General features: G+C 66.7%; 17 protein-coding genes, 3 rRNA genes, 1 pseudogene and 2 riboswitches. Of the genes and pseudogenes, 16 read left to right on the top strand and 5 right to left on the bottom strand.

All coding sequences use genetic code 11. The features are described from left to right. Window positions 1-16 precede the first annotated feature (16 nt). The gene (gene ptsP / locus ABD858_RS04870; protein ID WP_345034825.1) at window positions 17-1,687 is read right to left on the bottom strand and encodes a phosphoenolpyruvate--protein phosphotransferase; all 1,671 of its coding nucleotides are present in this window, start codon (window positions 1,685-1,687) and stop codon (window positions 17-19) included. Window positions 1,688-1,708: 21 nt separating this feature from the next. Continuing rightward, window positions 1,709-2,158: a PTS sugar transporter subunit IIA gene (locus tag ABD858_RS04865; RefSeq protein ID WP_345034823.1), complete on the bottom strand. Its 450-nt coding sequence runs from the start codon at window positions 2,156-2,158 to the stop codon at window positions 1,709-1,711. 615 nt (window positions 2,159-2,773) lie between these two features. On the opposite strand from ABD858_RS04865, the gene ABD858_RS04860 reads away from it, so the two are divergent. The 13 genes and pseudogenes from ABD858_RS04860 to ABD858_RS04800 all read left to right on the top strand — a co-directional run bounded on the left by ABD858_RS04860 (window position 2,774) and on the right by ABD858_RS04800 (window position 18,375). Then, window positions 2,774-4,299 (top strand): 16S ribosomal RNA (locus tag ABD858_RS04860). A gap of 277 nt (window positions 4,300-4,576) precedes the next feature. After that, window positions 4,577-7,695 (top strand): 23S ribosomal RNA (locus tag ABD858_RS04855). A 74-nt stretch (window positions 7,696-7,769) separates the two neighbouring features. Continuing rightward, window positions 7,770-7,886 (top strand): 5S ribosomal RNA (rrf, locus tag ABD858_RS04850). Together the 16S, 23S and 5S rRNA genes form the textbook arrangement of a ribosomal RNA operon. 147 nt (window positions 7,887-8,033) lie before the next feature. After that, window positions 8,034-8,642, top strand: coding sequence for a cardiolipin synthase ClsA (gene clsA, locus ABD858_RS04845; protein WP_345034822.1), 609 nt, complete (start codon window positions 8,034-8,036; stop codon window positions 8,640-8,642). Window positions 8,643-8,752: 110 nt separating this feature from the next. Further along, window positions 8,753-11,248: a sugar phosphate nucleotidyltransferase gene (locus ABD858_RS04840; RefSeq protein WP_345034821.1), complete on the top strand. Its 2,496-nt coding sequence runs from the start codon at window positions 8,753-8,755 to the stop codon at window positions 11,246-11,248. A 98-nt stretch (window positions 11,249-11,346) separates the two neighbouring features. Continuing rightward, complete coding sequence (locus ABD858_RS04835; protein WP_345034820.1) at window positions 11,347-12,264, top strand: DUF881 domain-containing protein; 918 nt, start codon at window positions 11,347-11,349, stop codon at window positions 12,262-12,264. Next, window positions 12,261-12,593, top strand: a complete 333-nt coding sequence (locus tag ABD858_RS04830; RefSeq protein ID WP_345034818.1) for a small basic family protein — start codon at window positions 12,261-12,263, stop codon at window positions 12,591-12,593. Before ABD858_RS04835 ends, ABD858_RS04830 begins: the two co-directional genes overlap by 4 nt. Window positions 12,594-13,039: 446 nt before the next feature. Then, window positions 13,040-13,936 (top strand): DUF881 domain-containing protein, encoded by an 897-nt coding sequence (locus ABD858_RS04825; protein ID WP_425586155.1) that lies wholly within the window; start codon window positions 13,040-13,042, stop codon window positions 13,934-13,936. A 442-nt stretch (window positions 13,937-14,378) separates the two neighbouring features. Continuing rightward, window positions 14,379-14,906 carry an FHA domain-containing protein gene (locus ABD858_RS04820; protein ID WP_345034816.1) on the top strand — a complete coding sequence of 176 codons (528 nt, stop codon included), beginning with the start codon at window positions 14,379-14,381 and terminating at the stop codon, window positions 14,904-14,906. A gap of 42 nt (window positions 14,907-14,948) precedes the next feature. Continuing rightward, a pseudogene (locus ABD858_RS04815) lies at window positions 14,949-15,615 on the top strand (MerR family transcriptional regulator). Between the two features lie 54 nt (window positions 15,616-15,669). Next, on the top strand, window positions 15,670-16,143 hold the full coding sequence (locus ABD858_RS04810) for a bifunctional nuclease family protein (protein WP_004002801.1): 474 nt from the start codon (window positions 15,670-15,672) through the stop codon (window positions 16,141-16,143). Window positions 16,144-16,309: 166 nt separating this feature from the next. Beyond that, window positions 16,310-16,903: a MerR family transcriptional regulator gene (locus ABD858_RS04805; RefSeq protein WP_345034814.1), complete on the top strand. Its 594-nt coding sequence runs from the start codon at window positions 16,310-16,312 to the stop codon at window positions 16,901-16,903. Between the two features lie 65 nt (window positions 16,904-16,968). Further along, window positions 16,969-18,375 carry a DNA polymerase IV gene (locus ABD858_RS04800; RefSeq protein ID WP_425586154.1) on the top strand — a complete coding sequence of 469 codons (1,407 nt, stop codon included), beginning with the start codon at window positions 16,969-16,971 and terminating at the stop codon, window positions 18,373-18,375. On the opposite strand, the gene ABD858_RS04795 is transcribed toward ABD858_RS04800, so the two are convergent. Continuing rightward, on the bottom strand, window positions 18,318-18,668 hold the full coding sequence (locus ABD858_RS04795; protein ID WP_345034813.1) for a PRC-barrel domain-containing protein: 351 nt from the start codon (window positions 18,666-18,668) through the stop codon (window positions 18,318-18,320). The genes ABD858_RS04800 and ABD858_RS04795 overlap by 58 nt on opposite strands. A 124-nt stretch (window positions 18,669-18,792) precedes the next feature. Then, window positions 18,793-18,892: riboswitch (glycine riboswitch) on the top strand. Between the two features lies 1 nt (window position 18,893). Continuing rightward, a riboswitch (glycine riboswitch) is annotated at window positions 18,894-19,034 on the top strand. A 65-nt stretch (window positions 19,035-19,099) separates the two neighbouring features. Between ABD858_RS04795 and gcvP the strand changes: the two genes are divergently transcribed. Continuing rightward, the gene (gene gcvP, locus ABD858_RS04790; RefSeq protein ID WP_345034811.1) at window positions 19,100-22,015 is read left to right on the top strand and encodes an aminomethyl-transferring glycine dehydrogenase; all 2,916 of its coding nucleotides are present in this window, start codon (window positions 19,100-19,102) and stop codon (window positions 22,013-22,015) included. Window positions 22,016-22,081: 66 nt separating this feature from the next. Here gcvP and ABD858_RS04785 read toward each other — a convergent pair whose 3' ends face one another. Then, the gene (locus ABD858_RS04785; RefSeq protein ID WP_345034810.1) at window positions 22,082-22,279 is read right to left on the bottom strand and encodes a DUF5999 family protein; all 198 of its coding nucleotides are present in this window, start codon (window positions 22,277-22,279) and stop codon (window positions 22,082-22,084) included. A 296-nt stretch (window positions 22,280-22,575) separates the two neighbouring features. After that, the gene (locus tag ABD858_RS04780) at window positions 22,576-23,175 is read right to left on the bottom strand and encodes a hypothetical protein (protein WP_345034808.1); all 600 of its coding nucleotides are present in this window, start codon (window positions 23,173-23,175) and stop codon (window positions 22,576-22,578) included. Between the two features lie 506 nt (window positions 23,176-23,681). Between ABD858_RS04780 and ABD858_RS04775 the strand changes: the two genes are divergently transcribed. Continuing rightward, window positions 23,682-25,202 carry a glutamate-cysteine ligase family protein gene (locus ABD858_RS04775; RefSeq protein ID WP_345034807.1) on the top strand — a complete coding sequence of 507 codons (1,521 nt, stop codon included), beginning with the start codon at window positions 23,682-23,684 and terminating at the stop codon, window positions 25,200-25,202. A 97-nt stretch (window positions 25,203-25,299) separates the two neighbouring features. After that, a complete protein-coding gene (locus tag ABD858_RS04770; RefSeq protein WP_425586153.1) occupies window positions 25,300-26,082 on the top strand; it encodes a CPBP family intramembrane glutamic endopeptidase in 783 nt (260 codons plus the stop codon). The last annotated feature ends 27 nt before the right edge of the window (window positions 26,083-26,109 follow it).

Here is a 26,109-nt window from a genome sequence, read left to right as displayed (position 1 = left end):
TCCGGCGCAGGCCCGGTCACTCGCCGGACAGCACCGCCCGAGCGGCTGTCCGGGCATCCTCCGCGTTGTCCGCGGCCCGCGCCGCGGCCGCGGCGCGTTTGCACTGGGCCAGCGTGTACTTCGCCAGCGTCGCCCGTACATAGGCAATGGAAGCCGAACCCATCGACAGGGAGGTCACCCCCAGACCCGTGAGCACACAGGCCAGCAGCGGATCGGAAGCCGCCTCGCCGCACACACCACAGCTCTTGCCCTCGGCCTTCGCCGCCTCGGCGGCCAGCGCCACCAGGTCGAGCAGCGCGGGCTGCCACGGATCCTGAAGCCGCGACACGGCACCCACCTGCCGGTCGGCGGCGAAGGTGTACTGCGCCAGGTCATTGGTGCCCAGCGACAGGAACTCCACCTCCTGAAGGATCGAACGCGCCCGGAGCGCGGCGGACGGAATCTCCACCATCGCCCCGAACTTCGCCTGCAGCCCGGCCGCCCGGCAGGCGTCCGCGAACGCCTTGGCGTCCTTACGGTCCGCCACCATCGGCGCCATGACCTCCAAGTGCACCGGCAGCCCCTCCGCCGCCCTGGCCAGCGCGGTCAGCTGGTTGCGCAGCACCTCGGGGTGATCGAGCAAGGTGCGGAGGCCACGCACACCCAGCGCCGGGTTCGGCTCATCCGCAGGCGTGAGGAAGTCGAGCGGTTTGTCCGCGCCCGCGTCCAGCACTCGCACGACCACACGGCCCTCGGGGAACGCCTCCAGCACCTTGCGGTACGCCTCGACCTGCTTCCCCTCCGACGGCGCCTTCTTGCTGTCGTCGAGGAACAGGAACTCCGTACGGAACAGACCGACACCCTCGGCACCCGCCGCTACTGCCGCGGCGACATCGCCCGGGCCGCCGACATTGGCCAGCAGCGGCACCCCGTGCCCGTCCGAAGTGGAACCCGGACCCGTCGACGCGGCCAGCGCGGCCTTCCGTTCGGCAGCCGCCTTCTCCAGCTCCGCCCGCTTGTCCGCACTGGGGTGCACGAAGACCTCCCCGGTGCTGCCGTCCACCGCGATCACGGTGCCCTCGGCCAGCTCGGTGGCACCCGGCAGAGCCACCACGGCCGGCACCCCGAGGGCCCGGGCCAGAATCGCGCTGTGGCTGGTCGGCCCGCCCTTCTCGGTCACGAAACCGAGCACCAGAGCCGGGTCGAGCAGCGCCGTGTCCGCAGGAGCGAGATCCCGCGCGATCAGTACATACGGCTCGTCGCTGTCCGGCACACCCGGCATGGGAACGCCCAGCAGACGGGCGACGATACGGTTCCGCACATCGTCCAGGTCCGCTACCCGACCGGCCAGATACTCTCCGGCGCCCGCGAGCAGAGCCCGGTACGCGGCGAACGCGTCGTACACCGCTCGCTCGGCGGTGGAGCCCACGGCGATACGCCGCTCCACATCAGCCATGAGCTCCGGGTCCTGCGCCATCATGGCCTGCGCCTCGAGCACCGCCTGCGCCTCGCCGCCGGCCAGATTGCCACGTGCGATCAGATCGGCCGCCACTGCTCCCACGGCCTGCCCGGCGCGCCCCTGTTCACGCTCGGCCTCGTGGGGCGGGATCTGCTTGGCCGGCGGTTCCAGAACCGCCGTACCCATGTGCCGAACCTCGCCGATCGCCACACCATGGCTCACGCCGACGCCTCGCAGCGTTGTCTCCATCAACCCGACTCCGTTAGTTGCTTACTGCCAGCTGAAGAGCTGATCGCCGGCCTTCACGTCCCCGTCCTCGCACAGGTCGGCAAGAGCATCCGGCGTGGCCTCGAGCGCCACGACAGGGCTGATAGGAGACTTGCCGGCCTCCTCGACGGCAGCAGGGTTCCAGCGGATCAGGGCCTGGCCGCGCGTCACGGTGTCGCCCTTGGCGACGAGCAGCTCGAAGCCCTGACCGTTGAGCTGCACCGTGTCGATCCCGAGGTGCGTCAGGACACCGTGCCCATCGGCATCGACGACGACGAAGGCGTGCGGGTGCAGCGAGACGACGACACCGTCCACAGGCGCCACGGCCTCCGACGGCTCGCGGACGGGGTCGATGGCGGTGCCCGGCCCGACCATTGCTCCGGAGAACACGGGGTCGGGCACGGCGGCGAGCCCGATCGCGCGTCCGACAACGGGGGACGTCACGGTGGTCATGGGAAACCTCGCAGGGGGGAGATCCAGAAGCGCCGTCCGCGTGTCGGCTCCGGCGAGCACGTGGACTAGACCATGTCGAGCAGAGCCTAAGTCATGGGAAGTGCTGGTTCCACACTTCTGAGACCGGTGCCGTGCTCGGTACGCGCGGGGCGACACGACGGCCTCCGCCCAGGCGATTTGCTTCGCTCTCGCGGGAGATGTAGGGTCGTAACCCTGCTTGGAGTTGAGGTGTCACGGAATCGTGGGCTCAGCGAGGGTAGGACTTACTGATTCTGATTCCAGATCCTCTTTCGGATCCGATTCCGCATGTCTGCGGATGAAGGTGGTGAAAGAGAGGGAAAAAGACTGGTAAGGTTGGAAACACCGAAGGGAAGCGCCCGGAGGAAAGCCCGAAAGGGTGAGTACGAAGGAAGCGTCCGTTCCTTGAGAACTCAACAGCGTGCCAAAAGTCAACGCCAGATATGTTGATACCCCGTCTCCATCATGGAGATGAGGTTCCTTTGAAAAGTCCTTCCTCTTGAGGAAGGCACACACAGCGAGGACGCTGTGAACGGTCGGATCATTCCTCCGACTGTTCCGCTCAACGCGAGTGTCACTCCCGATTACGGGAAAACATTCACGGAGAGTTTGATCCTGGCTCAGGACGAACGCTGGCGGCGTGCTTAACACATGCAAGTCGAACGATGAAGCCCTTCGGGGTGGATTAGTGGCGAACGGGTGAGTAACACGTGGGCAATCTGCCCTTCACTCTGGGACAAGCCCTGGAAACGGGGTCTAATACCGGATATCACTCTCTCTCGCATGGGAGAGGGTTGAAAGCTCCGGCGGTGAAGGATGAGCCCGCGGCCTATCAGCTTGTTGGTGGGGTAATGGCCTACCAAGGCGACGACGGGTAGCCGGCCTGAGAGGGCGACCGGCCACACTGGGACTGAGACACGGCCCAGACTCCTACGGGAGGCAGCAGTGGGGAATATTGCACAATGGGCGAAAGCCTGATGCAGCGACGCCGCGTGAGGGATGACGGCCTTCGGGTTGTAAACCTCTTTCAGCAGGGAAGAAGCGAAAGTGACGGTACCTGCAGAAGAAGCGCCGGCTAACTACGTGCCAGCAGCCGCGGTAATACGTAGGGCGCAAGCGTTGTCCGGAATTATTGGGCGTAAAGAGCTCGTAGGCGGCCTGTCACGTCGGATGTGAAAGCCCGGGGCTTAACCCCGGGTCTGCATTCGATACGGGCAGGCTAGAGTGTGGTAGGGGAGATCGGAATTCCTGGTGTAGCGGTGAAATGCGCAGATATCAGGAGGAACACCGGTGGCGAAGGCGGATCTCTGGGCCATTACTGACGCTGAGGAGCGAAAGCGTGGGGAGCGAACAGGATTAGATACCCTGGTAGTCCACGCCGTAAACGTTGGGAACTAGGTGTTGGCGACATTCCACGTCGTCGGTGCCGCAGCTAACGCATTAAGTTCCCCGCCTGGGGAGTACGGCCGCAAGGCTAAAACTCAAAGGAATTGACGGGGGCCCGCACAAGCAGCGGAGCATGTGGCTTAATTCGACGCAACGCGAAGAACCTTACCAAGGCTTGACATATACCGGAAACGGCCAGAGATGGTCGCCCCCTTGTGGTCGGTATACAGGTGGTGCATGGCTGTCGTCAGCTCGTGTCGTGAGATGTTGGGTTAAGTCCCGCAACGAGCGCAACCCTTGTTCTGTGTTGCCAGCATGCCCTTCGGGGTGATGGGGACTCACAGGAGACTGCCGGGGTCAACTCGGAGGAAGGTGGGGACGACGTCAAGTCATCATGCCCCTTATGTCTTGGGCTGCACACGTGCTACAATGGCCGGTACAATGAGCTGCGATGCCGCGAGGCGGAGCGAATCTCAAAAAGCCGGTCTCAGTTCGGATTGGGGTCTGCAACTCGACCCCATGAAGTCGGAGTTGCTAGTAATCGCAGATCAGCATTGCTGCGGTGAATACGTTCCCGGGCCTTGTACACACCGCCCGTCACGTCACGAAAGTCGGTAACACCCGAAGCCGGTGGCCCAACCCCTTGTGGGAGGGAGCTGTCGAAGGTGGGACCAGCGATTGGGACGAAGTCGTAACAAGGTAGCCGTACCGGAAGGTGCGGCTGGATCACCTCCTTTCTAAGGAGCACATAGCCGACTGCGAGCAAATGTCTCGCACGGTTGCTCATGGGTGGAACGTTGATTATTCGGCACGATCGGGATGAGGACTGCTAGTACTGCTTCGGCGTGGAACGCAGCATCTGAGACCGGACGTGTCGGGCACGCTGTTGGGTCCTGAGGGAGCGAGCCATGCTCGTCCTTCAGACGCCGGCCCCAGTGAACTCGTCAGTCAGCTGGCGGGGTGATGGGTGGCTGGTCGTTGCTTGAGAACTACACAGTGGACGCGAGCATCTGTGGCCAAGTTTTTAAGGGCGCACGGTGGATGCCTTGGCACCAGGAACCGATGAAGGACGTGGGAGGCCACGATAGGCCCCGGGGAGCTGTCAACCGAGCTTTGATCCGGGGGTGTCCGAATGGGGAAACCCGGCAGTCGTCATGGGCTGTCACCCGCTGCTGAACACATAGGCAGTGTGGAGGGAACGCGGGGAAGTGAAACATCTCAGTACCCGCAGGAAGAGAAAACAACCGTGATTCCGGGAGTAGTGGCGAGCGAAACCGGATGAGGCCAAACCGTATGCGTGTGAGACCCGGCAGGGGTTGCGCATGCGGGGTTGTGGGAGTTCTCTTGACCGGTCTGCCGGCCGGTCGGCGAGTCAGAAACCGTATGGATAGGCGAAGGACATGCGAAAGGTCCGGCGTAGAGGGTAAGACCCCCGTAGCTGAAATCTGTACGGCTCGCTTGAGAACCACCCAAGTAGCACGGGGCCCGAGAAATCCCGTGTGAATCTGGCGGGACCACCCGTTAAGCCTAAATATTCCCTGGTGACCGATAGCGGATAGTACCGTGAGGGAATGGTGAAAAGTACCGCGGGAGCGGAGTGAAATAGTACCTGAAACCGTGTGCCTACAAGCCGTGGGAGCGTCGGACGTACTTGTACGTCTCGTGACTGCGTGCCTTTTGAAGAATGAGCCTGCGAGTTAGCGGTGTGTAGCGAGGTTAACCCGTGTGGGGAAGCCGTAGCGAAAGCGAGTCCGAACAGGGCGATCGAGTTGCACGCTCTAGACCCGAAGCGGAGTGATCTAGCCATGGGCAGGTTGAAGCGGAGGTAAGACTTCGTGGAGGACCGAACCCACCAGGGTTGAAAACCTGGGGGATGACCTGTGGTTAGGGGTGAAAGGCCAATCAAACTCCGTGATAGCTGGTTCTCCCCGAAATGCATTTAGGTGCAGCGTCGTGTGTTTCTTGCCGGAGGTAGAGCACTGGATAGGCGATGGGCCCTACCGGGTTACTGACCTTAGCCAAACTCCGAATGCCGGTAAGTGAGAGCACGGCAGTGAGACTGTGGGGGATAAGCTCCATGGTCGAGAGGGAAACAGCCCAGAGCATCGACTAAGGCCCCTAAGCGTACGCTAAGTGGGAAAGGATGTGGAGTCGCAGAGACAACCAGGAGGTTGGCTTAGAAGCAGCCACCCTTGAAAGAGTGCGTAATAGCTCACTGGTCAAGTGATTCCGCGCCGACAATGTAGCGGGGCTCAAGCGTACCGCCGAAGTCGTGTCATTGCAGCATAAAGCCCCAACGGGTGCTGTGATGGGTAGGGGAGCGTCGTGTGCCGGGTGAAGCAGCCGCGGAAGCGAGTTGTGGACGGTTCACGAGTGAGAATGCAGGCATGAGTAGCGATACACACGTGAGAAACGTGTGCGCCGATTGACTAAGGGTTCCTGGGTCAAGCTGATCTGCCCAGGGTAAGTCGGGACCTAAGGCGAGGCCGACAGGCGTAGTCGATGGACAACCGGTTGATATTCCGGTACCCGCTTTGAAGCGCCAGCGCTGAACCCAGCGATGCTAAGCCCGTGAAGCCGCCCTGATCTCTTCGGAGTTGAGGGGAGTGGTGGAGCCGGTGACCCAGACTGGTAGTAGGTGAGCGATGGGGTGACGCAGGAAGGTAGTCCAGCCCGGGCGGTGGTTGTCCCGGGGTAAGGGTGTAGGCCGTGTGGTAGGCAAATCCGTCACACATACAAGGCTGAGACCTGATGCCGAGCCGATTGTGGTGAAGTGGATGATCCTATGCTGTCGAGAAAAGCCTCTAGCGAGTTTCATGGCGGCCCGTACCCTAAACCGACTCAGGTGGTCAGGTAGAGAATACCGAGGCGTTCGGGTGAACTATGGTTAAGGAACTCGGCAAAATGCCCCCGTAACTTCGGGAGAAGGGGGGCCACGCCTGGTGAAGGAACTTGCTTCCTGAGCTGGGGGTGGCCGCAGAGACCAGCGAGAAGCGACTGTTTACTAAAAACACAGGTCCGTGCGAAGCCGTAAGGCGATGTATACGGACTGACGCCTGCCCGGTGCTGGAACGTTAAGGGGACCGGTTAGCTCACCTTCGGGTGGGCGAAGCTGAGAACTTAAGCGCCAGTAAACGGCGGTGGTAACTATAACCATCCTAAGGTAGCGAAATTCCTTGTCGGGTAAGTTCCGACCTGCACGAATGGCGTAACGACTTCTCGACTGTCTCAACCATAGGCCCGGTGAAATTGCACTACGAGTAAAGATGCTCGTTTCGCGCAGCAGGACGGAAAGACCCCGGGACCTTTACTACAGTTTGATATTGGTGTTCGGTTCGGCTTGTGTAGGATAGGTGGGAGACTTTGAAGCAGCCACGCCAGTGGTTGTGGAGTCGCCGTTGAAATACCACTCTGGTCGTGCTGGATGTCTAACCTCGGTCCGTGATCCGGATCAGGGACAGTGTCTGATGGGTAGTTTAACTGGGGCGGTTGCCTCCTAAAGAGTAACGGAGGCGCCCAAAGGTTCCCTCAGCCTGGTTGGCAATCAGGTGTTGAGTGTAAGTGCACAAGGGAGCTTGACTGTGAGACCGACGGGTCGAGCAGGGACGAAAGTCGGGACTAGTGATCCGGCGGTGGCTTGTGGAAGCGCCGTCGCTCAACGGATAAAAGGTACCCCGGGGATAACAGGCTGATCTTCCCCAAGAGTCCATATCGACGGGATGGTTTGGCACCTCGATGTCGGCTCGTCGCATCCTGGGGCTGGAGTCGGTCCCAAGGGTTGGGCTGTTCGCCCATTAAAGCGGTACGCGAGCTGGGTTTAGAACGTCGTGAGACAGTTCGGTCCCTATCCGCTGTGCGCGTAGGAATATTGAGAAGGGCTGTCCCTAGTACGAGAGGACCGGGACGGACGAACCTCTGGTGTGCCAGTTGTCCTGCCAAGGGCATGGCTGGTTGGCTACGTTCGGGAGGGATAACCGCTGAAAGCATCTAAGCGGGAAGCCTGCTTCAAGATGAGTATTCCCACCTCCTTGAGAGGGTAAGGCTCCCAGTAGACGACTGGGTTGATAGGCCAGATGTGGAAGCCCGGCAACGGGTGGAGCTGACTGGTACTAATAGGCCGAGGGCTTGTCCTCAGTTGCTCGCGTCCACTGTGTTTGTTCTGAAGTAACGAACTCGCCTTGCCGGCTGGAGTTCAACTTCATAGTGTTTCGGTGGTCATAGCGTTAGGGAAACGCCCGGTTACATTCCGAACCCGGAAGCTAAGCCTTTCAGCGCCGATGGTACTGCAGGGGGGACCCTGTGGGAGAGTAGGACGCCGCCGAACAATTTGTGGCCGCTGCCCCGGACCCTATGGTCCGGGGCAGCGGCATTTTTGCGTCCACGACCGTTTCCGCACCCCCTTGCATCAGCCAGCCATCGCTGAAGGTAAGGTCGGGGAGCATAGTTGTCACGTTTCACAGGAGGCCCTCGGGTGGAGGTCCAGGAGACTCGGATTCAGACGGACCGGGTGCTCACCATCCCCAACATCCTGAGCATGGCTCGCCTAGCCGGTGTGCCGCTCTTCCTGTGGCTTATTCTGCGGCCGGAGTTCGGCGGGCCCAACAGTGATGGCTGGGCCCTGCTGGTGCTGGCGCTCAGCGGCGTCAGTGACTATCTGGACGGCAAACTCGCCCGCCGCTGGAACCAGGTCAGCAGCCTCGGCCGTCTTCTCGATCCTGCCGCTGACCGGCTCTACATCCTTTCCACCCTGGTCGGCCTGACCTGGCGGGAGATCCTGCCCCTCTGGCTGACGGTGGCGCTTTTGGCCCGTGACCTGATGCTGCTGGTGACGGTGGGAATCCTCCGCCGGCACGGCTATCCGCCGCCCCAGGTGAACTTCCTCGGCAAAGCTGCGACCTTCAACTTGATGTACGCCTTCCCGTTGCTCCTCCTCAGCGACGGAAGCGGGTGGCTGGCCTCCCTCGCCGCGATTTTCGGATGGGCGTTCGCCGGATGGGGTACAACTCTCTATTGGTGGGCAGGGATCCTGTACGTGGTCCAGGTCCGCCGACTCGTCAGAGCGGACAGCATGGCCGATTGAGCCTGTCGATGCGGTGCCGTGGATTGTTACCGGCCCGTATGACGGCGGAGCGTGTACCGGACGGGTGAAGTCGGCTGGACCGTCGTCTCTTCAAGGAGGACGCTTCCGACATGAAGGCCGTCGTAATGGCCGGTGGCGAAGGGACTCGCCTTCGTCCCATGACTTCGAGCATGCCCAAGCCGCTCCTTCCGGTGGCCAATCGGCCGATCATGGAGCATGTGCTGAGACTGCTCAAAAGGCATGGACTCACCGAGACCGTTGTCACCGTGCAATTTCTCGCCTCCCTCGTCAAGAATTATTTCGGGGACGGCGAAGAGCTCGGCATGGAATTGACCTACGCCAATGAGGAGAAGCCACTCGGCACCGCAGGCAGCGTGAAGAATGCCGAGGAAGCCCTGAAGGACGACGCGTTCCTGGTCATCTCGGGTGATGCGCTCACCGATTTCGATCTGACCGATCTCATCAACTTCCACAAGGAGAAGGGTGCACTGGTCACGGTGTGCCTGACGCGAATGCCGAATCCGTTGGAATTCGGCATCACGATCGTCGACGAGAACGGCAAGGTCGAGCGGTTCCTGGAGAAGCCGACCTGGGGGCAGGTCTTCTCCGACACGGTGAATACGGGCATCTACGTCATGGAGCCCGAGGTCTTCGACTATGTCGAGGCGGACGTCCCGGTCGACTGGTCGGGGGATGTCTTCCCCCAGCTCATGAAGGAAGGCAAGCCGGTCTACGGCTATGTCGCCGAGGGCTACTGGGAGGACGTCGGCACCCACGAGAGCTACGTCAAGGCCCAGGCGGATGTGCTCGAAGGCAAGGTCGACGTGGATATCGACGGCTTCGAGATCTCGCCCGGAGTGTGGGTGGCCGAAGGCGCCGAGGTGCATCCGGACGCGGTGCTGCGAGGGCCGCTCTACGTCGGTGACTACGCCAAGGTGGAGGCGGATGCCGAGATTCGCGAGCACACTGTCGTCGGATCCAACGTGGTCGTGAAGAGCGGCGCCTTCCTGCACAAGGCCGTGGTGCACGACAACGTCTACATCGGGCAGCACAGCAATCTCCGCGGCTGCGTGATCGGTAAGAACACCGACATCATGCGCGCGGCGCGGATCGAGGACGGTGCCGTCATCGGGGACGAGTGCCTCGTCGGTGAGGAATCGATTATTCAGGGCAACGTCCGGGTCTACCCCTTCAAGACCATCGAGGCCGGCGCCTTCGTCAACACCTCGGTGATCTGGGAGTCGCGAGGACAGGCGCATCTGTTCGGCGCCCGCGGTGTGTCCGGCATCCTGAACGTGGAGATTACACCCGAGCTCGCCGTCCGGCTTGCCGGTGCCTACGCCACGACCCTGAAGAAGGGCTCGACCGTCACGACGGCACGTGACCACTCGCGCGGCGCCAGGGCGCTGAAGCGCGCGGTGATCTCCGCGCTCCAGACGAGTGCCATCGACGTTCGCGACCTCGAGAACGTGCCGTTGCCCGTGGCCCGCCAACAGACCGCGCGCGGCACCGCCGGCGGGATCATGATCCGTACCTCGCCGGGCGTGCCCGACTCGGTGGACATCATGTTCTTTGACGAGCGAGGGGCGGATCTCTCCCAGGCCGGGCAGCGCAAACTGGACCGGGTGTACGCCCGGCAGGAGTACCGCAGAGCGTTCCCGGGCGAGATCGGGGATCTGCAGTTCCCCTCCAGCGTCTTCGACTCGTACACCGGATCCCTGCTCCGCGACGTGGACACGACGGGCATCGCCGAATCGGGACTCAAGGTCGTCGTCGACGCGTCCAACGGCAGTGCCGGCCTCGTCCTGCCCAGTCTGCTGGGCCGGCTGAAGGTCGACTCCCTCACGATCAACCCGGGCCTCGACGAGTCGCGGCCCACCGAAACCGCCGAGGCGCGCCGCAACGGGCTGGTGAGGCTCGGAGAGATCGTGGCCTCCGCGCGGGCGGCGTTCGGCGTGCGATTCGATCCCGTCGGTGAGCGACTGTCGCTGGTGGACGAGCGCGGCCGCATCGTCGAGGACGACCGTGCGCTGCTGGTGATGCTCGATCTGGTCGCGGCGGAGCGGCGCAGCGGACGCGTCGCGCTGCCGGTGACCACGACGCGCATCGCGGAACAGGTAGCCGCGTATCACGGTACGCAGGTCGAGTGGACCACGACCTCGCCGGACGACCTCACCAGGGTCGGGCGTGAGGAGACAACGATTTTCGGTGGCGACGGGCGCGGAGGCTTCATTGTGCCCGAATTCAGCAGTGTCTTCGACGGCGCGGCCGCCTTCGTGCGTCTCATCGGCCTGGTGGCCCGTACGCAACTCACCCTCAGCCAGATCGACGCCCGTATCCCGCAGGCGCATGTGCTGAAGCGGGACCTGGCCACCCCCTGGGCGGTCAAGGGCCTGGTGATGCGGCGTGTGGTGGAGGCGGCCGGGGACCGGTTCGTGGACACCACGGACGGTGTGCGGGTGGTCGAGGCGGACGGCCGGTGGGTGATGGTGCTGCCCGACCCTGCCGAGGCCGTCACCCATTTGTGGGCCGAGGGGCCGGACGACGCCTCGGCCCAGGCGTTGCTCGACGAGTGGTCCCAGGTCGTGGACAGCGCTGGTCACTGAGGTGAACGGCGTGTGCCGGGAGGCGTCCGTCGGGCGCCGCCCGGCACATGGGTGGGGCCATTCGGCGGTAGCTCCGGCGACGTGCGACGATGTGCGGCATGTCGCAGCAGCCCCCCGTTCGGAGCACACCGGTTCCGTCCCCGCGTCCCGATGCGTCCATGTCGCTGCTGACGAACGTCATGGACCACAGCCTCGACGACGGCTATGCCGAGGCTGCGGCACGCAGGAAGGCCGAGGGCGGCAAGCTGCCCGGGACTCTGCGGGCGAGACTGGGGCTCGCCGCCGGCCTGGTACTGGCTGCTCTGGTCGTGACTCTGGGCGCGGCTCAGGCGCGGGTGACGGCACCGGTGGTGGCGAAGGAGCGCGAGGAGCTGATCGACCGTATCGAGGCCGAGACGGCCGCGGCGGACAGGCTCGAACGGAACGTCGACGGCCTGCGCAGCGAGGTCGGTGAGCGGCAGCGCAAGGCGCTCGAGAAGCACGGGGGCGACAAGGCCGAACTGGTGGCGCTGCTCTCCGGCGCGACGGCGGTGAGCGGCCCGGGCCTGCAACTCGTCGTCGACGACGCGAAGGGCACCGGCCAGGGTGGCGGCGGACCGCGGGAGAGCAGCAGCTTCGCCGATACGGGCCGGGTGCGGGACCGCGACATGCAGCGGATCGTGAACGGACTGTGGGAGTCCGGGGCGGACGCGATCGCCATCAACGGCCAGCGCCTGACCGCCCTCTCGGCGATCCGGGCGGCCGGCGACGCCATACTGGTCGACAACAGACCGCTGGTGCCCCCGTACACGGTGCTCGCGGTGGGGGACGGGAAGCGGCTGAGCGCAGATTTCCAGGACGGCGCCGACGGCCAGTATCTCCATGTCCTGCAGGAGAACTACGGGGTCCGCGCGAGCATCGCCGTTCAGCGCGAGGTGCGTCTGCCTGCCGCCCCGAGTCTGATCGTACGTACAGCACAGCCGAAGGGAGCCGGCGCCGGGACGGGCGCGGCCGACACTGGGAAGGGCACATTGTGATCGCCGTACTGGGCCTCATCGTGGGAGTCGTGGTCGGACTGCTGGTCCGCCCCGAGGTGCCGGCCGTGGTCGAGCCCTATCTTCCGATCGCCGTCGTGGCGGCGCTCGACGCGGTTTTCGGCGGCCTGCGGGCCATGCTCGACGGCATCTTCGTCGACAAGGTCTTCGTCGTCTCCTTCCTCTCGAATGTCGTCGTGGCGGCCCTGATCGTGTTCCTGGGAGACAAGTTGGGTGTGGGCGCGCAGTTGTCGACCGGGGTCGTGGTCGTGCTCGGCATCAGGATCTTCTCCAACGCTGCGGCCATCCGGCGGCATGTCTTCCAGGCGTGAGGCCGATGAGCAACGAAGAGAAGAAGAGCCCCACGAAGTCGGAGCGGCCGGAGCAGCCCGAGCGTCCGGACCGGTCCCGGTTGCCCGAGCAGCCGTCGGCCGGAGCTGACGCGGAGCCTGCTCGCCCCGAGGCGTGGCTGGTTCGCCCTGAGGCGCGGTCGGCCGAGTCCGGTGCGGAGTCGTCGCGTCCTGAGGCTCAGCGGACCGGGCCCGAGGCGAGGCCGGGCACGCCCGAGGTGCAACCGGACGGTCCCGGTGCGGAGTCGTCGCGTCCTGAGGCTCAGCGGACGAAGCCCGTGGCGCGGTCGGTCCGCCCTGAGGTCGAGTGTGATCAGCCCGAGGTTCGCCCGGTTCGCCCTGAGGCGCGGTCGGCCGAGCCCGGTGCGGAGTCGTCGCGTCCTGAGGCTCAGCGGACCGGGCCCGAGGCGAGGCCGGGCACGCCCGAGGTGCAACCGGACGGTCCCGGTGCGGAGTCGTCGCGTCCTGAGGCTCAGCGGACGAAGCCCGTGGCGCGGTCGGTCCGCCCTGAGGTCGAGCGTGATCAGCCCGAGGTTCAGCCGGCTCGCCCCGAGGCGCGGTCGGGCACGCCCGGCGCGGAGCCCGTCCGGACCGAGGCAGAGCCGATGACGGGCCGCCAGCGGCTGGTCGCGGCGCTCTGGCCGCCGCGGTTTTCTCGGGCCCAACTCGTTGTGGCGCTCCTCCTGTTCGTCCTCGGACTGGGGCTCGCGATCCAGGTGCGCTCGCAGAGCGACAACAGCGCGCTGCGTGGGGCGCGCCAGGAAGACCTGGTACGGATCCTGGACGAGCTCGACGACCGTACGCAGCGGCTCGAGGACGAGAAGCGGCGTCTCGAGGATCAGCGCAGCGAGCTGGAGAGCAGCTCTGACCAGGCCGAGGAGGCGCGCAAGCAGACGCAGGAGAAGGAGCGGCAGCTCGGCATCCTGGCCGGCACCGTGGCCGCTCAGGGGCCGGGGATCGAGCTGACCATCGAGGATCCGGGCCACGCGGTCCAGTCCGACATGCTGCTCGACGCGATCCAGGAACTGCGCGCCGCCGGCGCGGAGGCCATCCAGGTCAACGACACCCGGGTGGTTGCCGATACGTACTTCTCCGACACGGACGACGGGATCGGTGTGGACGGAAAGAAGATCACCGCACCGTACCGCTTCAAGGTGATCGGCAAGCCGCAGGATCTGGAGCCGGCGCTCAACATTCCGGGCGGAGTGGTGCAGACTCTGGAGAAGGAGCAGGCCACAGCCGTCGTGACACGGTCGGAGAAGATCGTCGTGAATGCCTTGCGGCCTGCGAAGCGCCCTGACTACGCTCGGTCGTCATCGCAGTGAGGCGGGGGTGTATGGGCGCTTCCGGACGTGGGCATGAGCTTGCGGGGGGTCGGCGCATCACAACTGCTGTGCTTGGTGGAAACTGTCGGGTGGTTAAGGACGTTGTGATGATGTCCCGGTCGGCAGGTTTGTTCATTCAGGGTTCGTCCTGCCCCACGGGCGGGTCTGTTTCGGTCAAGGGGAATCGCCCGTGAAGTTGTTTGGGAAGTTGTTCGGCAAGAGCGCGCGGGAGGACGGCGGCAACACCGCCAGGCACCGTGCCCCGCGTCATGGACAGGACGAGGAGCAGCAGGGCGGCGAGCGCCCGCTGTTCCGCGACGAGGTCGCCGGCCCCGGCGACATTTCGGGTGGACAGGGCGCGTCTTCTGTTGACCCTGCCGGTCCCGGCCGCATAGGTTTCGGGGCACCATCAACCTCGAGTACGGGTGGAGGGTTGTCTGCCTTGGTCTGTGCTAGGTGCGGGCACCGTAACGCCGAAGCCAGCCGGTTCTGCTCCAACTGCGGGGCGCCGCTGCGGCCGGGGGTGATCGCGGAGCGTGCGTCGGAGACCACCTCGACCATCTCCATCTCCGGCATCGAGGCGTACGAGCAGGAGATGACGGGCCAGATTGCTGCCCCGTCGCTCTCTTCCGAGGCGCAGGCAGCCGTGGACGCCCTGCCGCAGGGCTCGGCGCTGCTGGTGGTGCGCCGTGGCCCGAACTCGGGCAGCCGTTTCCTGCTGGACGCCGAACTGACCACGGCCGGCCGTCATCCGCAGAGCGACATCTTCCTCGACGACGTGACGGTGTCGCGGCGTCATGTGGAGTTCCGCAGGAGCCCGGACGGCCGCTTCACGGTCTCCGACGTCGGCAGTCTCAACGGCACGTACGTCAACCGGGAGCGGATCGACTCGGTCGGGCTGTCGAACGGCGACGAGGTGCAGATCGGCAAGTACCGGCTGGTCTTCTACGCGAGCCAGCAGGGCATCTGACCCCCCCGGACTCTGTCCGGGGGGATCCCCAAGGGAAGGTCCATGGTGCACACACCGACGGGCGGTGCCGGTCACGGCACCGCCGCCGCGGGCGGCCGGTTGGTGAGCATCGGCACTGTGCGGAATCTGCTGCGTGGCGAGTTTCCCGACGTCACCATCTCCAAGATCCGTTTTTTGGAGGCGGAGGGGCTGGTGGAGCCGCAGCGGACGCCGGCGGGGTATCGCAAGTTCAGCTCCGAGGACGTCGAGCGGCTGGCCCCGGTGCTGCACATGCAGCGTGACCACCATCTGCCGCCGGCTGCCGCCTCCGTCCGGGCCGTGCGAGCCGGAGCCGGAGTCCGGTGTTCCGGTGCGGCTGGGCCGGGCCGGACTGCCGGCGGCGGCCGAGGTGAGCGAGGCGGAGCTCGCCGAATGGGAGGCGTACCGCCTTGTCGCGCCGGATCCCGAGGGCGGGTACGACACGGAGGCCGTGCATATCGCCCGGCCGGTTTCGGACCTGGGGCGCTACGGACTGGAGCCCCGGCAGCTGCGGGCCGTGAAGGCGGACCGTGAGGCCGACCTGGTCGAACAGGTGGTCGACCCGCTGTGTCGCCATCGGAATCCGCAGACGCGGGCCCACGCCGAGGCGACCGTCAGAGAGCCGGCGGCGCTGCTGGTGAGCCTGCACGGAGACCTGCTCCGGACGGCCGTCACGGAGCGGCTGCACTGAACCCGGGGGAGCCCCGACTACCCAAACCTGCCGGGCACGGCCTAGGGTTGCTGTGTGAACGAGCTCGACGTCGTGGGTGTCCGGGTGGAAATGCCCTCCAACCAACCGATCGTGCTCCTGCGAGAAGTGGGAGGCGACCGGTACCTCCCTATCTGGATCGGTCCGGGTGAGGCGACTGCGATCGCCTTCGCCCAGCAGGGCATGGCTCCGGCCAGGCCGCTGACCCACGACCTGTTCAAGGACGTGCTGGAAGCGGTGGGCCAGGAGCTCACCGAGGTCCGTATCACGGACCTGCGCGAGGGGGTTTTCTACGCGGAGCTGGTCTTCGCCAGCGGGGTGGAGGTGAGCGCCCGGCCGTCCGACGCCATAGCGCTGGCCCTGCGCACCGGAACGCCGATCTACGGCAGTGACGGAGTGCTCGACGATGCGGGCATCGCGATCCCGGACGAGCAGGAGGACGAGGTGGAGAAGTTCCGCGAGTTCCTCGACCAGATCTCGCCCGAGGACTTCGGTACCAGCAGCCAGTGACTTTCCGCGGCGAGCCGTCCGCGCATTCGAGTAGCCTTTCCCGGAATGGGGCACGAGAAACCACTCTCAGGGTGATTATCACTCGGCGTGCCGAGTGTGGCGATCGTTGACGCACCCGAGGTGACTGCCTACCGTCGAGAAGGCAGTTCAAGGACGGAGGGTCGGCGTGAGAAGCAGCGGCGACGGTACGGCTGGGGGTGCCCCCGGACGACGTCTGGGGGAGGGCGGGCCGTATCCGCTCCACAGCAGCATGGCCGACCCCATGAACGACAACATCGGTTACCGGGGGCCGACCGCGTGCGCGGCGGCGGGGATCACCTATCGTCAGCTCGACTACTGGGCGCGTACGGGCTTGGTCGAGCCGAGCGTGCGTCCGGCATCCGGTTCGGGGACACAGCGTCTCTACAGCTTCCGGGACGTCGTCGTCCTCAAGATCGTGAAGCGTTTCCTGGACACCGGGGTCGCCCTGCAGAACATCCGTGCCGCGGTCCAGCACCTGCGCGACCGCGGGTTCCGGGACCTTGAGCGCATGACACTCATGAGCGACGGCGCGACCGTGTACGAGTGCTCCTCGCCCGACGAGGTGGTCGATCTCCTGCAGGGCGGTCAGGGAGTCTTCGGTATCGCCGTGGGTGTGGTGTGGCGGGACGTCGAGACGGCGCTGTCGCAGCTGCACGGCGAGCGCGTGGACACCGGCGAGACGCTGATCGGGCACAACGCCTCCGACGAGCTCGCAAGGCGCCGCAACCGGGCCGTCTGAGCGCCTTTCGCGCCGCCACCGGGCTGTGACGACCGTTGTCAGTGGTGTGCGGCAGCATCAGTGGTGTGAGAGCCACGCCGACGATCCTGCATCTCGACATGGATGCCTTCTTCGCCGCCGCCGAGCAGGCGGCGAAGCCCAGCCTGCGCGGCAAGCCCGTCGTGGTCGGCGGCCTCGGGCCGCGCGGGGTCGTCGCCACGGCCTCGTACGAGGCCCGGCGGTTCGGGGTGCACTCGGCGATGCCCATGGCACAGGCGCGGCGGCTCTGCCCCAACGCCGCCTATCTGATCCCGCGCTTCTCGCTGTACCGCTCGGTCAGCGATCAGGTGATGGAGCTGCTGGGCCGGCTGTCCCCGCTGGTCGAGCCGCTGAGCCTGGACGAGGCCTTCGTCGACCTGGAGGCAGGTGGTGCCGCCCATGACGCCGCCACGGCGCGCGCGGCCGGTGAGCGGCTGCGCAGGGACATCAGGGCGGCTACCGGGCTGACCGGCTCGGTCGGGCTCGCCGGGGCCAAGATGCTCGCCAAGATCGCCTCCGAACAAGCCAAGCCGGACGGGCTGGTGCTCATCGAACCGGGCACGGAGTCGGCGCTGCTCGCACCGATGCCGGTGCGGATCCTGCCCGGGGTCGGCCCCGCCACCGGGGAGCATCTGCGGCGGGCCGGGATCACCACGGTCGCGGAGATGGTGGAGGCGGGCGAGGACGAGCTCGTACGGCTGCTGGGGAAGGCGCACGGCGGTTCGCTGTACCTGATGGCCACCGGGCACGACGACCGGCCCGTGGTGGCCGAACGGGACGCGAAGTCGGTCTCGGTGGAGGACACCTTCGATGTGGATCTGCATGACCGGGTGCGCATCAGGACCGAGGTCGACCGGCTGGCCGACCGGTGCGTGCACCGGCTGCGGGGGGCCGGTCGCTCGGGCCGGACGGTGGTGCTGAAGGTGCGCAGGTTCGACTTCTCGACACTCACCCGGTCGGAGACCCTCCGTGGGCCCACGGACGACCCCGCGGTGGTCCGGGAGGCCGCAGGACGACTGCTGGACGGGGTGGACACCACGGGAGGGGTGCGGCTGCTGGGGGTGGGGGTCAGTGGGCTCGCCGACTTCACACAGGAGGATCTGTTCGCTCAGGCCGCGGGGGAGCGGGAGGCTGCCGAGGCCCCGGCGGCCGAGGAGGAGCCCGCGGTCGGCGAGCCGGCCGACGAGGAGCCCCCCGCCCTCGCCGACCGGCGCTGGCCGGCCGGGCACGATGTGTGGCACGCCGAACACGGGCCCGGCTGGGTGCAGGGCAGCGGGGTCGGGCGGGTGACCGTCCGGTTCGAGACGCCGTACTCCGAACCCGGGCGGGTACGGACGTTCAAGGTGGACGACCCCGAACTGGTGCTCTCGGATCCGTTGCCGCTCGTGCCGGTGGATCAGGTGCCCGCGCCGGAGCAGGGGGACGGGCCCGGGGAGCCGATGTCGAGGCCGTAGTGGTGGTAGAGCTGCAGCTCCTGCTCGGGGGAGAGGTGACGGCCCACGCCGAAGTCGGGGGCGTCCTTGATCAGAGCGCGGTCGTAAGGGACGCGCAGGGTGTTCTCCACGACTGTGCTCGGTTCCAGGGGGACGAAGGCGTCCCGGCTGAACAGTCCGGTGCGTACGGCCGCCCACTCCGGCTGTCCGGTGGCGTCGTCGAGGTAGACCTCGTCCACGGTTCCGATTTTGTGACCATCGCGGTCGAACGCCTTGCGTCCGATCAGGCTGCGCGGATCGATGTCGGTCTGCACGGTCCCTCCAAGTGGTCGCAATTCAGTCGATAGCACCCGCTACGAACACGAAAGTGCACATCGGTGGTATCGGCCACTCGAGGGCGATACGCCAATCCTCGCTGGTAGGCTGGCAGGCGGCTGCTGACCCCGTGCGGGAGAGTCCTCCGGAGAGATTGAGCCGGGGGCGCCGAAGGAGCAAATCCTCCCCGGAATCTCTCAGGCACCTGTACCGCGCGGACGAGGTCACTCTGGAAAGCAGGGCGGGCATCGGACAGGCACGTGTCGAGAAGGCACAGCCCAGGACGGAACCCATCCTCACCGACGGTGAAAACCGGGATCGTCACGCGCCCGGTGAAGCTCTCAGGTTGAGATGACAGAGGGGGAGGCCGTCCGGGCACCCGCGTCATGGTGCCCCTCGCAGGTCGCGTCAGACCAGGAGGCCTCCGTACATGACCGCCAACCGCATTCCGCTCTCCCAGCTGGAGCGTGGCATCCCCTTCGAGCAGCGCCACATCGGGCCTGACGCCGAGGCTCAGGCGAAGATGCTCGCCCAGGTCGGCTACGGCTCGCTGGACGAGCTGACCGCCGCCGCGGTTCCCGACGTCATCAAGAACGCCGAGGCGCTTCAGTTGCCGGACGCGCGTTCCGAGGCCGAGGTGCTGGCCGAGCTGCGCTCGCTCGCGGACCGCAACCAGGTGCTGGCATCGATGATCGGTCTCGGCTACTACGGCACCTTCACCCCGCCGGTCATCCTGCGCAACGTCATGGAGAACCCGGCCTGGTACACCGCGTACACCCCGTACCAGCCGGAGATCTCCCAGGGCCGCCTGGAGGCTCTGCTCAACTTCCAGACCGTGGTCGCCGACCTGACGGGTCTGCCGACCTCGGGTGCCTCGCTGCTCGACGAGGGCACCGCGGCCGCCGAGGCCATGTCGCTGGCGCGCCGTGTCGGCAAGGTCAAGGGCGGCGTCTTCCTGGTCGACGCCGACGCCCTGCCGCAGACGATCGCGGTCATCGGGACCCGCGCCGAGCCGGCCGGTGTCGAGGTCGTCGTCGCAGACCTCGGCAACGGCATCCCCGCCGAGATCGCCGAGCGCGGCGTCTTCGGTGTCCTGGTCCAGTACCCCGGCGCCTCCGGCGCCGTGCGTGACATCAAGCCGGTCATCGACCAGGCGCACGAGCTCGGTGCGATCGTCACCGTCGCCGCCGACCTGCTGGCGCTCACGCTGCTCACCTCGCCGGGCGAGCTCGGTGCCGACATCGCCGTCGGCACCACCCAGCGCTTCGGTGTGCCGATGGGCTTCGGTGGCCCGCACGCCGGCTACATGGCCGTGCGTGACAAGTTCGCCCGCAGCCTGCCCGGCCGCCTCGTCGGTGTCTCCGTGGACGCGGACGGCAACAAGGCCTACCGCCTGGCCCTGCAGACCCGTGAGCAGCACATCCGCCGCGAGAAGGCCACCAGCAACATCTGCACCGCGCAGGTGCTGCTCGCCGTCATGGCCGGTATGTACGCCGTCTACCACGGCCCCGACGGCCTGAAGGCCATCGCGCAGCGTACCCACCGCTACGCCGTCCTGCTTGCCGAGGGTCTGCGCGCGGCCGGTGTCGAGGTTGTCCACGGCTCGTTCTTCGACACGCTGACCGTGCGCATGCCGGGCAAGGCCGCCGAGGCCGTCGCCGCCGCCCGTGAGGGCGGGGTCAACCTGCATCTGGCCGACGCCGACACGGTCTACATCTCCTGCGACGAGACCACCACCCGCGAGCAGCTCGCCGCGGTCTGGGCGGCCTTCGGCGCCGAGGCGGACATCGAGGCGCTCGACGCGGCCACCGTTGGGGGCACCTCCCGTGCCGAAGGCTACGGGGGAGCGCTGCCCGAGGCGCTGCTCCGCTCCGACGAGTACCTCACCCACCCGGTCTTCCACCAGCACCGTTCCGAGACCGCGATGCTGCGCTACCTGCGCCGCCTCTCGGACCGCGACTACGCGCTGGACCGGGGCATGATCCCGCTCGGCTCCTGCACCATGAAGCTGAACGCGACCACCGAGATGGAGCCGGTGACCTGGCCCGAGTTCGGCCAGATCCACCCCTTCGCGCCGGTCGAGCAGGCGCAGGGATACCTCACGCTCATCACCGAGCTGGAGGAGCGCCTCGCCGAGGTCACCGGATACGACAAGGTGTCCATCCAGCCCAACGCCGGTTCGCAGGGCGAGTTGGCCGGTCTGCTGGCCGTCCGTGCGTACCACCGGGCCAACGGCGACATCCAGCGCACCGTCTGCCTCATCCCGTCCTCCGCGCACGGCACCAACGCCGCCAGCGCCGTGATGGCCGGTATGAAGGTCGTCGTGGTGAAGACCGCGGACGACGGCGAGGTGGACGTCGAGGACCTGCGCGCCAAGATCGCGCAGTACCGTGACGAGCTGGCCGTTCTCATGATCACGTACCCGTCGACGCACGGTGTGTTCGAGGAGCACGTCGCCGACATCTGCGCCGAGGTGCACGAGGCGGGCGGCCAGGTCTACGTGGACGGCGCCAACCTCAACGCGCTGGTGGGTCTCGCCAAGCCGGGCAAGTTCGGCGGCGACGTCTCGCACCTGAACCTGCACAAGACCTTCTGCATCCCGCACGGCGGCGGCGGCCCGGGCGTCGGCCCGGTCGCGGTGCGCGCGCACCTCGCGCCGTACCTGCCCAACCACCCGCTCCAGCCGACCGCCGGTCCCGAGACGGGCGTCGGCCCGATCGCGGCCGCCCCGTGGGGCTCGGCCGGCATCCTGCCGATCTCCTGGTCGTACGTGCGTCTGATGGGCGGCGAGGGCCTCAAGCGCGCCACTCAGGTGGCCGTGCTCGGTGCCAACTACATCGCCAAGCGCCTGGAGCCGCACTACCCGGTGCTCTACACGGGCCCCGGCGGCCTGGTCGCGCACGAGTGCATCATCGACCTGCGCCCGCTGTCGAAGGAGACCGGCGTCTCCGTCGACGATGTCGCCAAGCGACTGATCGACTACGGCTTCCACGCGCCGACGATGTCCTTCCCGGTGGCCGGCACGCTGATGATCGAGCCGACCGAGAGCGAGGACCTCACGGAGCTGGATCGTTTCTGTGACGCGATGATCGCGATTCGTGGCGAGATCGAGAAGGTCGCCTCGGGCGAGTGGCCCGCGGAGGACAACCCGCTGCACAACGCGCCGCACACCGCGGCCGCGCTGGGCGGCGACTGGGAGCACCCGTACACCCGCGACGAGGCCGTCTTCCCGGCCGGTGTCTCGGCCGCGGACAAGTACTGGCCGCCGGTGCGCCGTATCGACGGCGCCTTTGGTGACCGCAACCTGGTCTGCTCCTGCCCGCCGCTGGACGCGTACGACGCCTGAGCATGACGAAGGGCCGGTTCGGGGAGTTTTTCCCCGGGCCGGCCCTTTGCTCTGCCCGGCGGCCGGTCAGGCGGCCGTCATCAGGGCCAACGGCCGGTGCGGGGCGATGATCTGCCCGTCCGGCAGCAGCTCACCGGTGTCCTCGAAGAGCAGGACGCCGTTGCACAGCAGGCTCCAGCCCTGCTCCGGGTGGTGCGCCACAAGGCGGGCGGCCTCCCGGTCGGCGGAGTCGGCTGAGGGGCAGGGTGGCTGGTGCTGGCACATGGATGCGTTCTTTCGCTGCGATGTGGTGTGTGTCCTGCGGCTCGATGCGGTCATGGCCGCCCCCCGTATCAATCGGTTCGGTCCCAGTCTTGCCCCACGGGCGTCAATCCGCAGGGATTTCCCGGCAGCTCGCTTCTCCTGCTTGAGGACGCATCACTCGTGCGGACGGTTCAGCAGGAGCGGACTGCCCCTTCGGGGGGTTCGGGGTGGCCTCACCGGGCTAGTCCGGATGGATGATGCACAGCGTTGTGCCCCGTGACCGCACGGACACGGGGCACAACAACGGCAGGCGGCGGTCAGACGGGCTGGCGCAGCAGCGGCGTCGGCGTCGGAGCGGAGGCCAGGCGCAGCGTCATCACGGGCAGCAGATCGGCCACCCGGTGCGGGCGGTGAGCGGCGATGCCGGGGGGAGCGGGCGCGAGCGGCACCAGCAGGTCCGTCGGGGCGGGGGTGCCGTCCGCGGCGTCCGTGGCCGTGTCCGCGTGAAGCCACAGGGTGAGCATGTACAGCTCCGGGATGGACAGCAGGCGTGGCTGGAAGCCGGTTGTGAGCGACTCCGCCTGACGCACTGCGCGCTCCGTGGATCCGATGTAGGGCCCTTCGAAGAAGTGCGAGAAGGCCCAGCCGTCCGCCGTGAGCATGGTCTCCCCGGCCGCGACGGCACGCTCGCCACTGTGGATCAGGAAGCGCCAGCCGGCCAGCCGGGTCCGCGGTGTGCTGCCGCACCGGACGACGGTGTCCAGTACATGGACGGGCAGCGGGAGTTCGGGCGTCAGCGGGCCCTGGGTGGCGCGGAGCGCGGGCGTCCGGGCCTCACGCACCGCGGTGGGGGAACCGAGTGCGGTGAGGATGCTGCGCAGAGCGGGCGCGGGAGCCGGGGGGACATGCAGGGGCATGGTGGGTCGCCTCTCACTTGGAGACACGGTGGTGCGGGGGCAGGTGCGGACGGCGCTGTCAGCGTTCGGGGTCAGAGGCGGGCCGTGGGGCGATGGCCGGGGCGCCAACTCTCTGCCTCGTTCGCGGAGTTTATACGACGCGTGTTCACCCGGTGTTTCCCCTAGCTGTCGCGTATAAGGCGCACAAGTCGGTAACAGGACACCTTCCTGCGATTCTTTCGAAGACTATCTCCCGATTCTCGGCGGTCGCAAGGCCCGTGGAGTGCAATGCTTTCCATGGCGCGGTCGGCCGAAACTCATCGGGCTTTTCACCAGTTCCGGGTTGACGGTAACTGCATGCAGCGACATGCCTATGGAATGTGCCTCCCGCCTGTTCTCCCGCGCGGCGTCAGGGCTGCCCGTGAGGACAGTCGGAGAAGGGCGTTATCGATCACTTCACCGGGGCATATGGAACAGGATGCGAGCGGCCTGTGCCGCGGGCTGCCCACTCAGGGAGGGATGCTTCGATGGGGGAGAAGATCGTGGCAGGAGTGTTCGACCTGTCCGATCGGCACCGGTACCGCAGTAAGGTGCAGCAGTGCCTCGAGGCCCTCGAACGGCTGCTGGGGGAGAGGAGGTTCGACCGTCCCAGGAATCTCATGGGGCTGGAGATAGAGCTGAATCTCGTGGGTCGCGACGGAATGCCGAGCATGGTTAATGCGGCCGTGCTCGAACGGATCGCGAGCCGGGATTTCCAGACTGAACTCGGAATGTTCAATCTCGAAGTGAACATTGCCCCGCACCGGCTGGGGGGACGGGTTTTTGAGCAGCTTGCGGAGGAGTTGAGGGCCGGACTCGCATATGCCCACCGCATGGCCGTCGATACCGATTCCGGGATTGTGATGATCGGAATTCTTCCCACCCTCGGAACCGGTGATCTCGTCTCCGCCAACCTCTCCGATGTCGATCGCTATGCCCTGCTCAACGACCAGATCGTCACGGCCCGCGGAGAGGACTTCACCCTCGACATCGAGGGGGTGGAACGCATCAGCTGCATGTTCACTTCGATAGCTCCCGAAGCCGCCTGCACTTCCGTGCAGTTGCACCTCCAGGTCACCCCCACCCGCTTCGCGGACGTGTGGAACGCGGCCCAGGTGATCGCACCGGTGCAGGTGGCCGTCGGCGCCAACGCCCCGTTCGTGTTCGGCAAGGAGGTGTGGCGCGAGTCGCGGCCCCCGCTGTTCCAGCAGGCCACCGACACCCGCTCGGTCGAGCTCCGGGCCCAGGGGGTGCGGCCGCGGACCTGGTTCGGGGAGCGCTGGATCGGCTCGGCATACGAGCTGTTCGAGGAGAACGTCCGCTGGTTCCCCGCCCTGTTGCCGATCTGCGACGAGGAGGACCCGCTGCGGGTGCTCGACGACGGGGGCGTGCCGAGGCTTCAGGAACTCGTGCTCCACAACGGAACCGTCTACCGCTGGAACCGGCCGGTCTACGGCCTGGTCGACGGGGTGCCGCACCTGCGGGTGGAGAACCGGGTGCTGCCGGCCGGCCCGACGGTCACCGATGTCATCGCCAACGCCGCCTTCTACTACGGTCTGGTGAGGGCGCTCGCCGAGGACGCCCGTCCGGTGTGGTCGCGGCTGCCGTTCGCCGCCGCGGCCGAGAACTTCGACACCGCATGCCGGTACGGCATCGACGCCGAGCTCCTGTGGCCGTCGCCGCGACGGGCGGGCGGAATCGCCAGGGTGCCCGTCGTGAGGCTGGTACAGGACGAACTGCTGCCCCTCGCCGAGGCGGGTCTCGATGCCTGGGGTGTCGAGCGCGCGGACCGTGACCACTACCTCGGTGTCATCGAGGAGCGGTGCAGGCGGCGCGTCAACGGAGCTTCCTGGCAGGTGGCCACCTATCACCGGGCACGTGAGAGCGGACTGGAACGGGGTGCCGCACTGGCCGCCACGACCCGTCGCTACTGCGAGCTGATGCACCAGGGCGATCCGGTGCACACCTGGCCGGTGGGAGTCGCCGTGCGGGCCGCACGGTCACGCTGACCCCGGCGCCCGCGTTCCGCCTCCTTCCCGCCGTGGGGCAAGCTGTGATGTCCCAGAGGCAGCAGTGGAGGCAGGTGTGCAGGTGGAGGCGGAACGCATGGCCGGCGCTCTTCCGGAGGAAAGGATCACGCGGAGGGTCCTGCGCTCCGAGGCCCTGCTGGTGCTGGCGCTCTCGCTCGGTGCGAGCGCGCTCTCGTCGCTGATCAGCTTTGTGGGCTCGCTGACCAAGCCGGGCACGCTCAAGGAGCAGGCGGCCACCCTCAACTCCTCGTACGCCCCCGGGCGCCCCTGGCTCGACCTCGCCTGGCAGCTGTTCGGGATCGCGACCGCTCTCGTACCGGTCGCCCTGGTGGCGCACTTGCTGATGAGGGAGGGCGCCGTCGGGCTGCGGGCGATCGGGTTCGACAGGCGCAGGCCCTGGCCGGACCTGGGCCGCGGCGCCCTGGTGGCGGCCGGTATCGGCAGCGCCGGGCTCGCCTTCTACCTGGCGGTGCGGGCGGCCGGCGCCAATCTGACGGTCGTACCGGAAGCACTGCCCGACGTCTGGTGGAAGTACCCGGTGCTGGTCCTCTCGGCGCTGCAGAACGCCGTACTGGAAGAGGTCGTGGTCGTCGGGTATCTGCTGCGCAGACTGGGGCAGCTGGGGTGGACCCCGATGGTGGCCCTGGCGGCGAGCTCGGTGCTGCGTGGCTCGTACCACCTCTACCAGGGCATCGGCGGTTTCGTCGGCAACATGGTGATGGGCGTGGTGTTCGTGCTGCTCTACCGGCGCTGGGGGCGGGTGGCGCCACTGGTGGTGGCGCACGCCCTGCTCGACATCGTGGCGTTCGTCGGGTACGCGCTGCTCGCGGGGAAGGCGGGCTGGCTGCCCGTCGTGTGAGGCGCTGCCCGTCGTGTGAGGCGCCGC

Source organism: Streptomyces sannanensis (assembly GCF_039536205.1).
GTDB classification, from domain to species: domain Bacteria; phylum Actinomycetota; class Actinomycetes; order Streptomycetales; family Streptomycetaceae; genus Streptomyces; species Streptomyces sannanensis.
The sequence above is the reverse complement of the archived record's forward strand: the minus strand, read 5'-3'. Positions and strand labels throughout refer to the sequence as shown.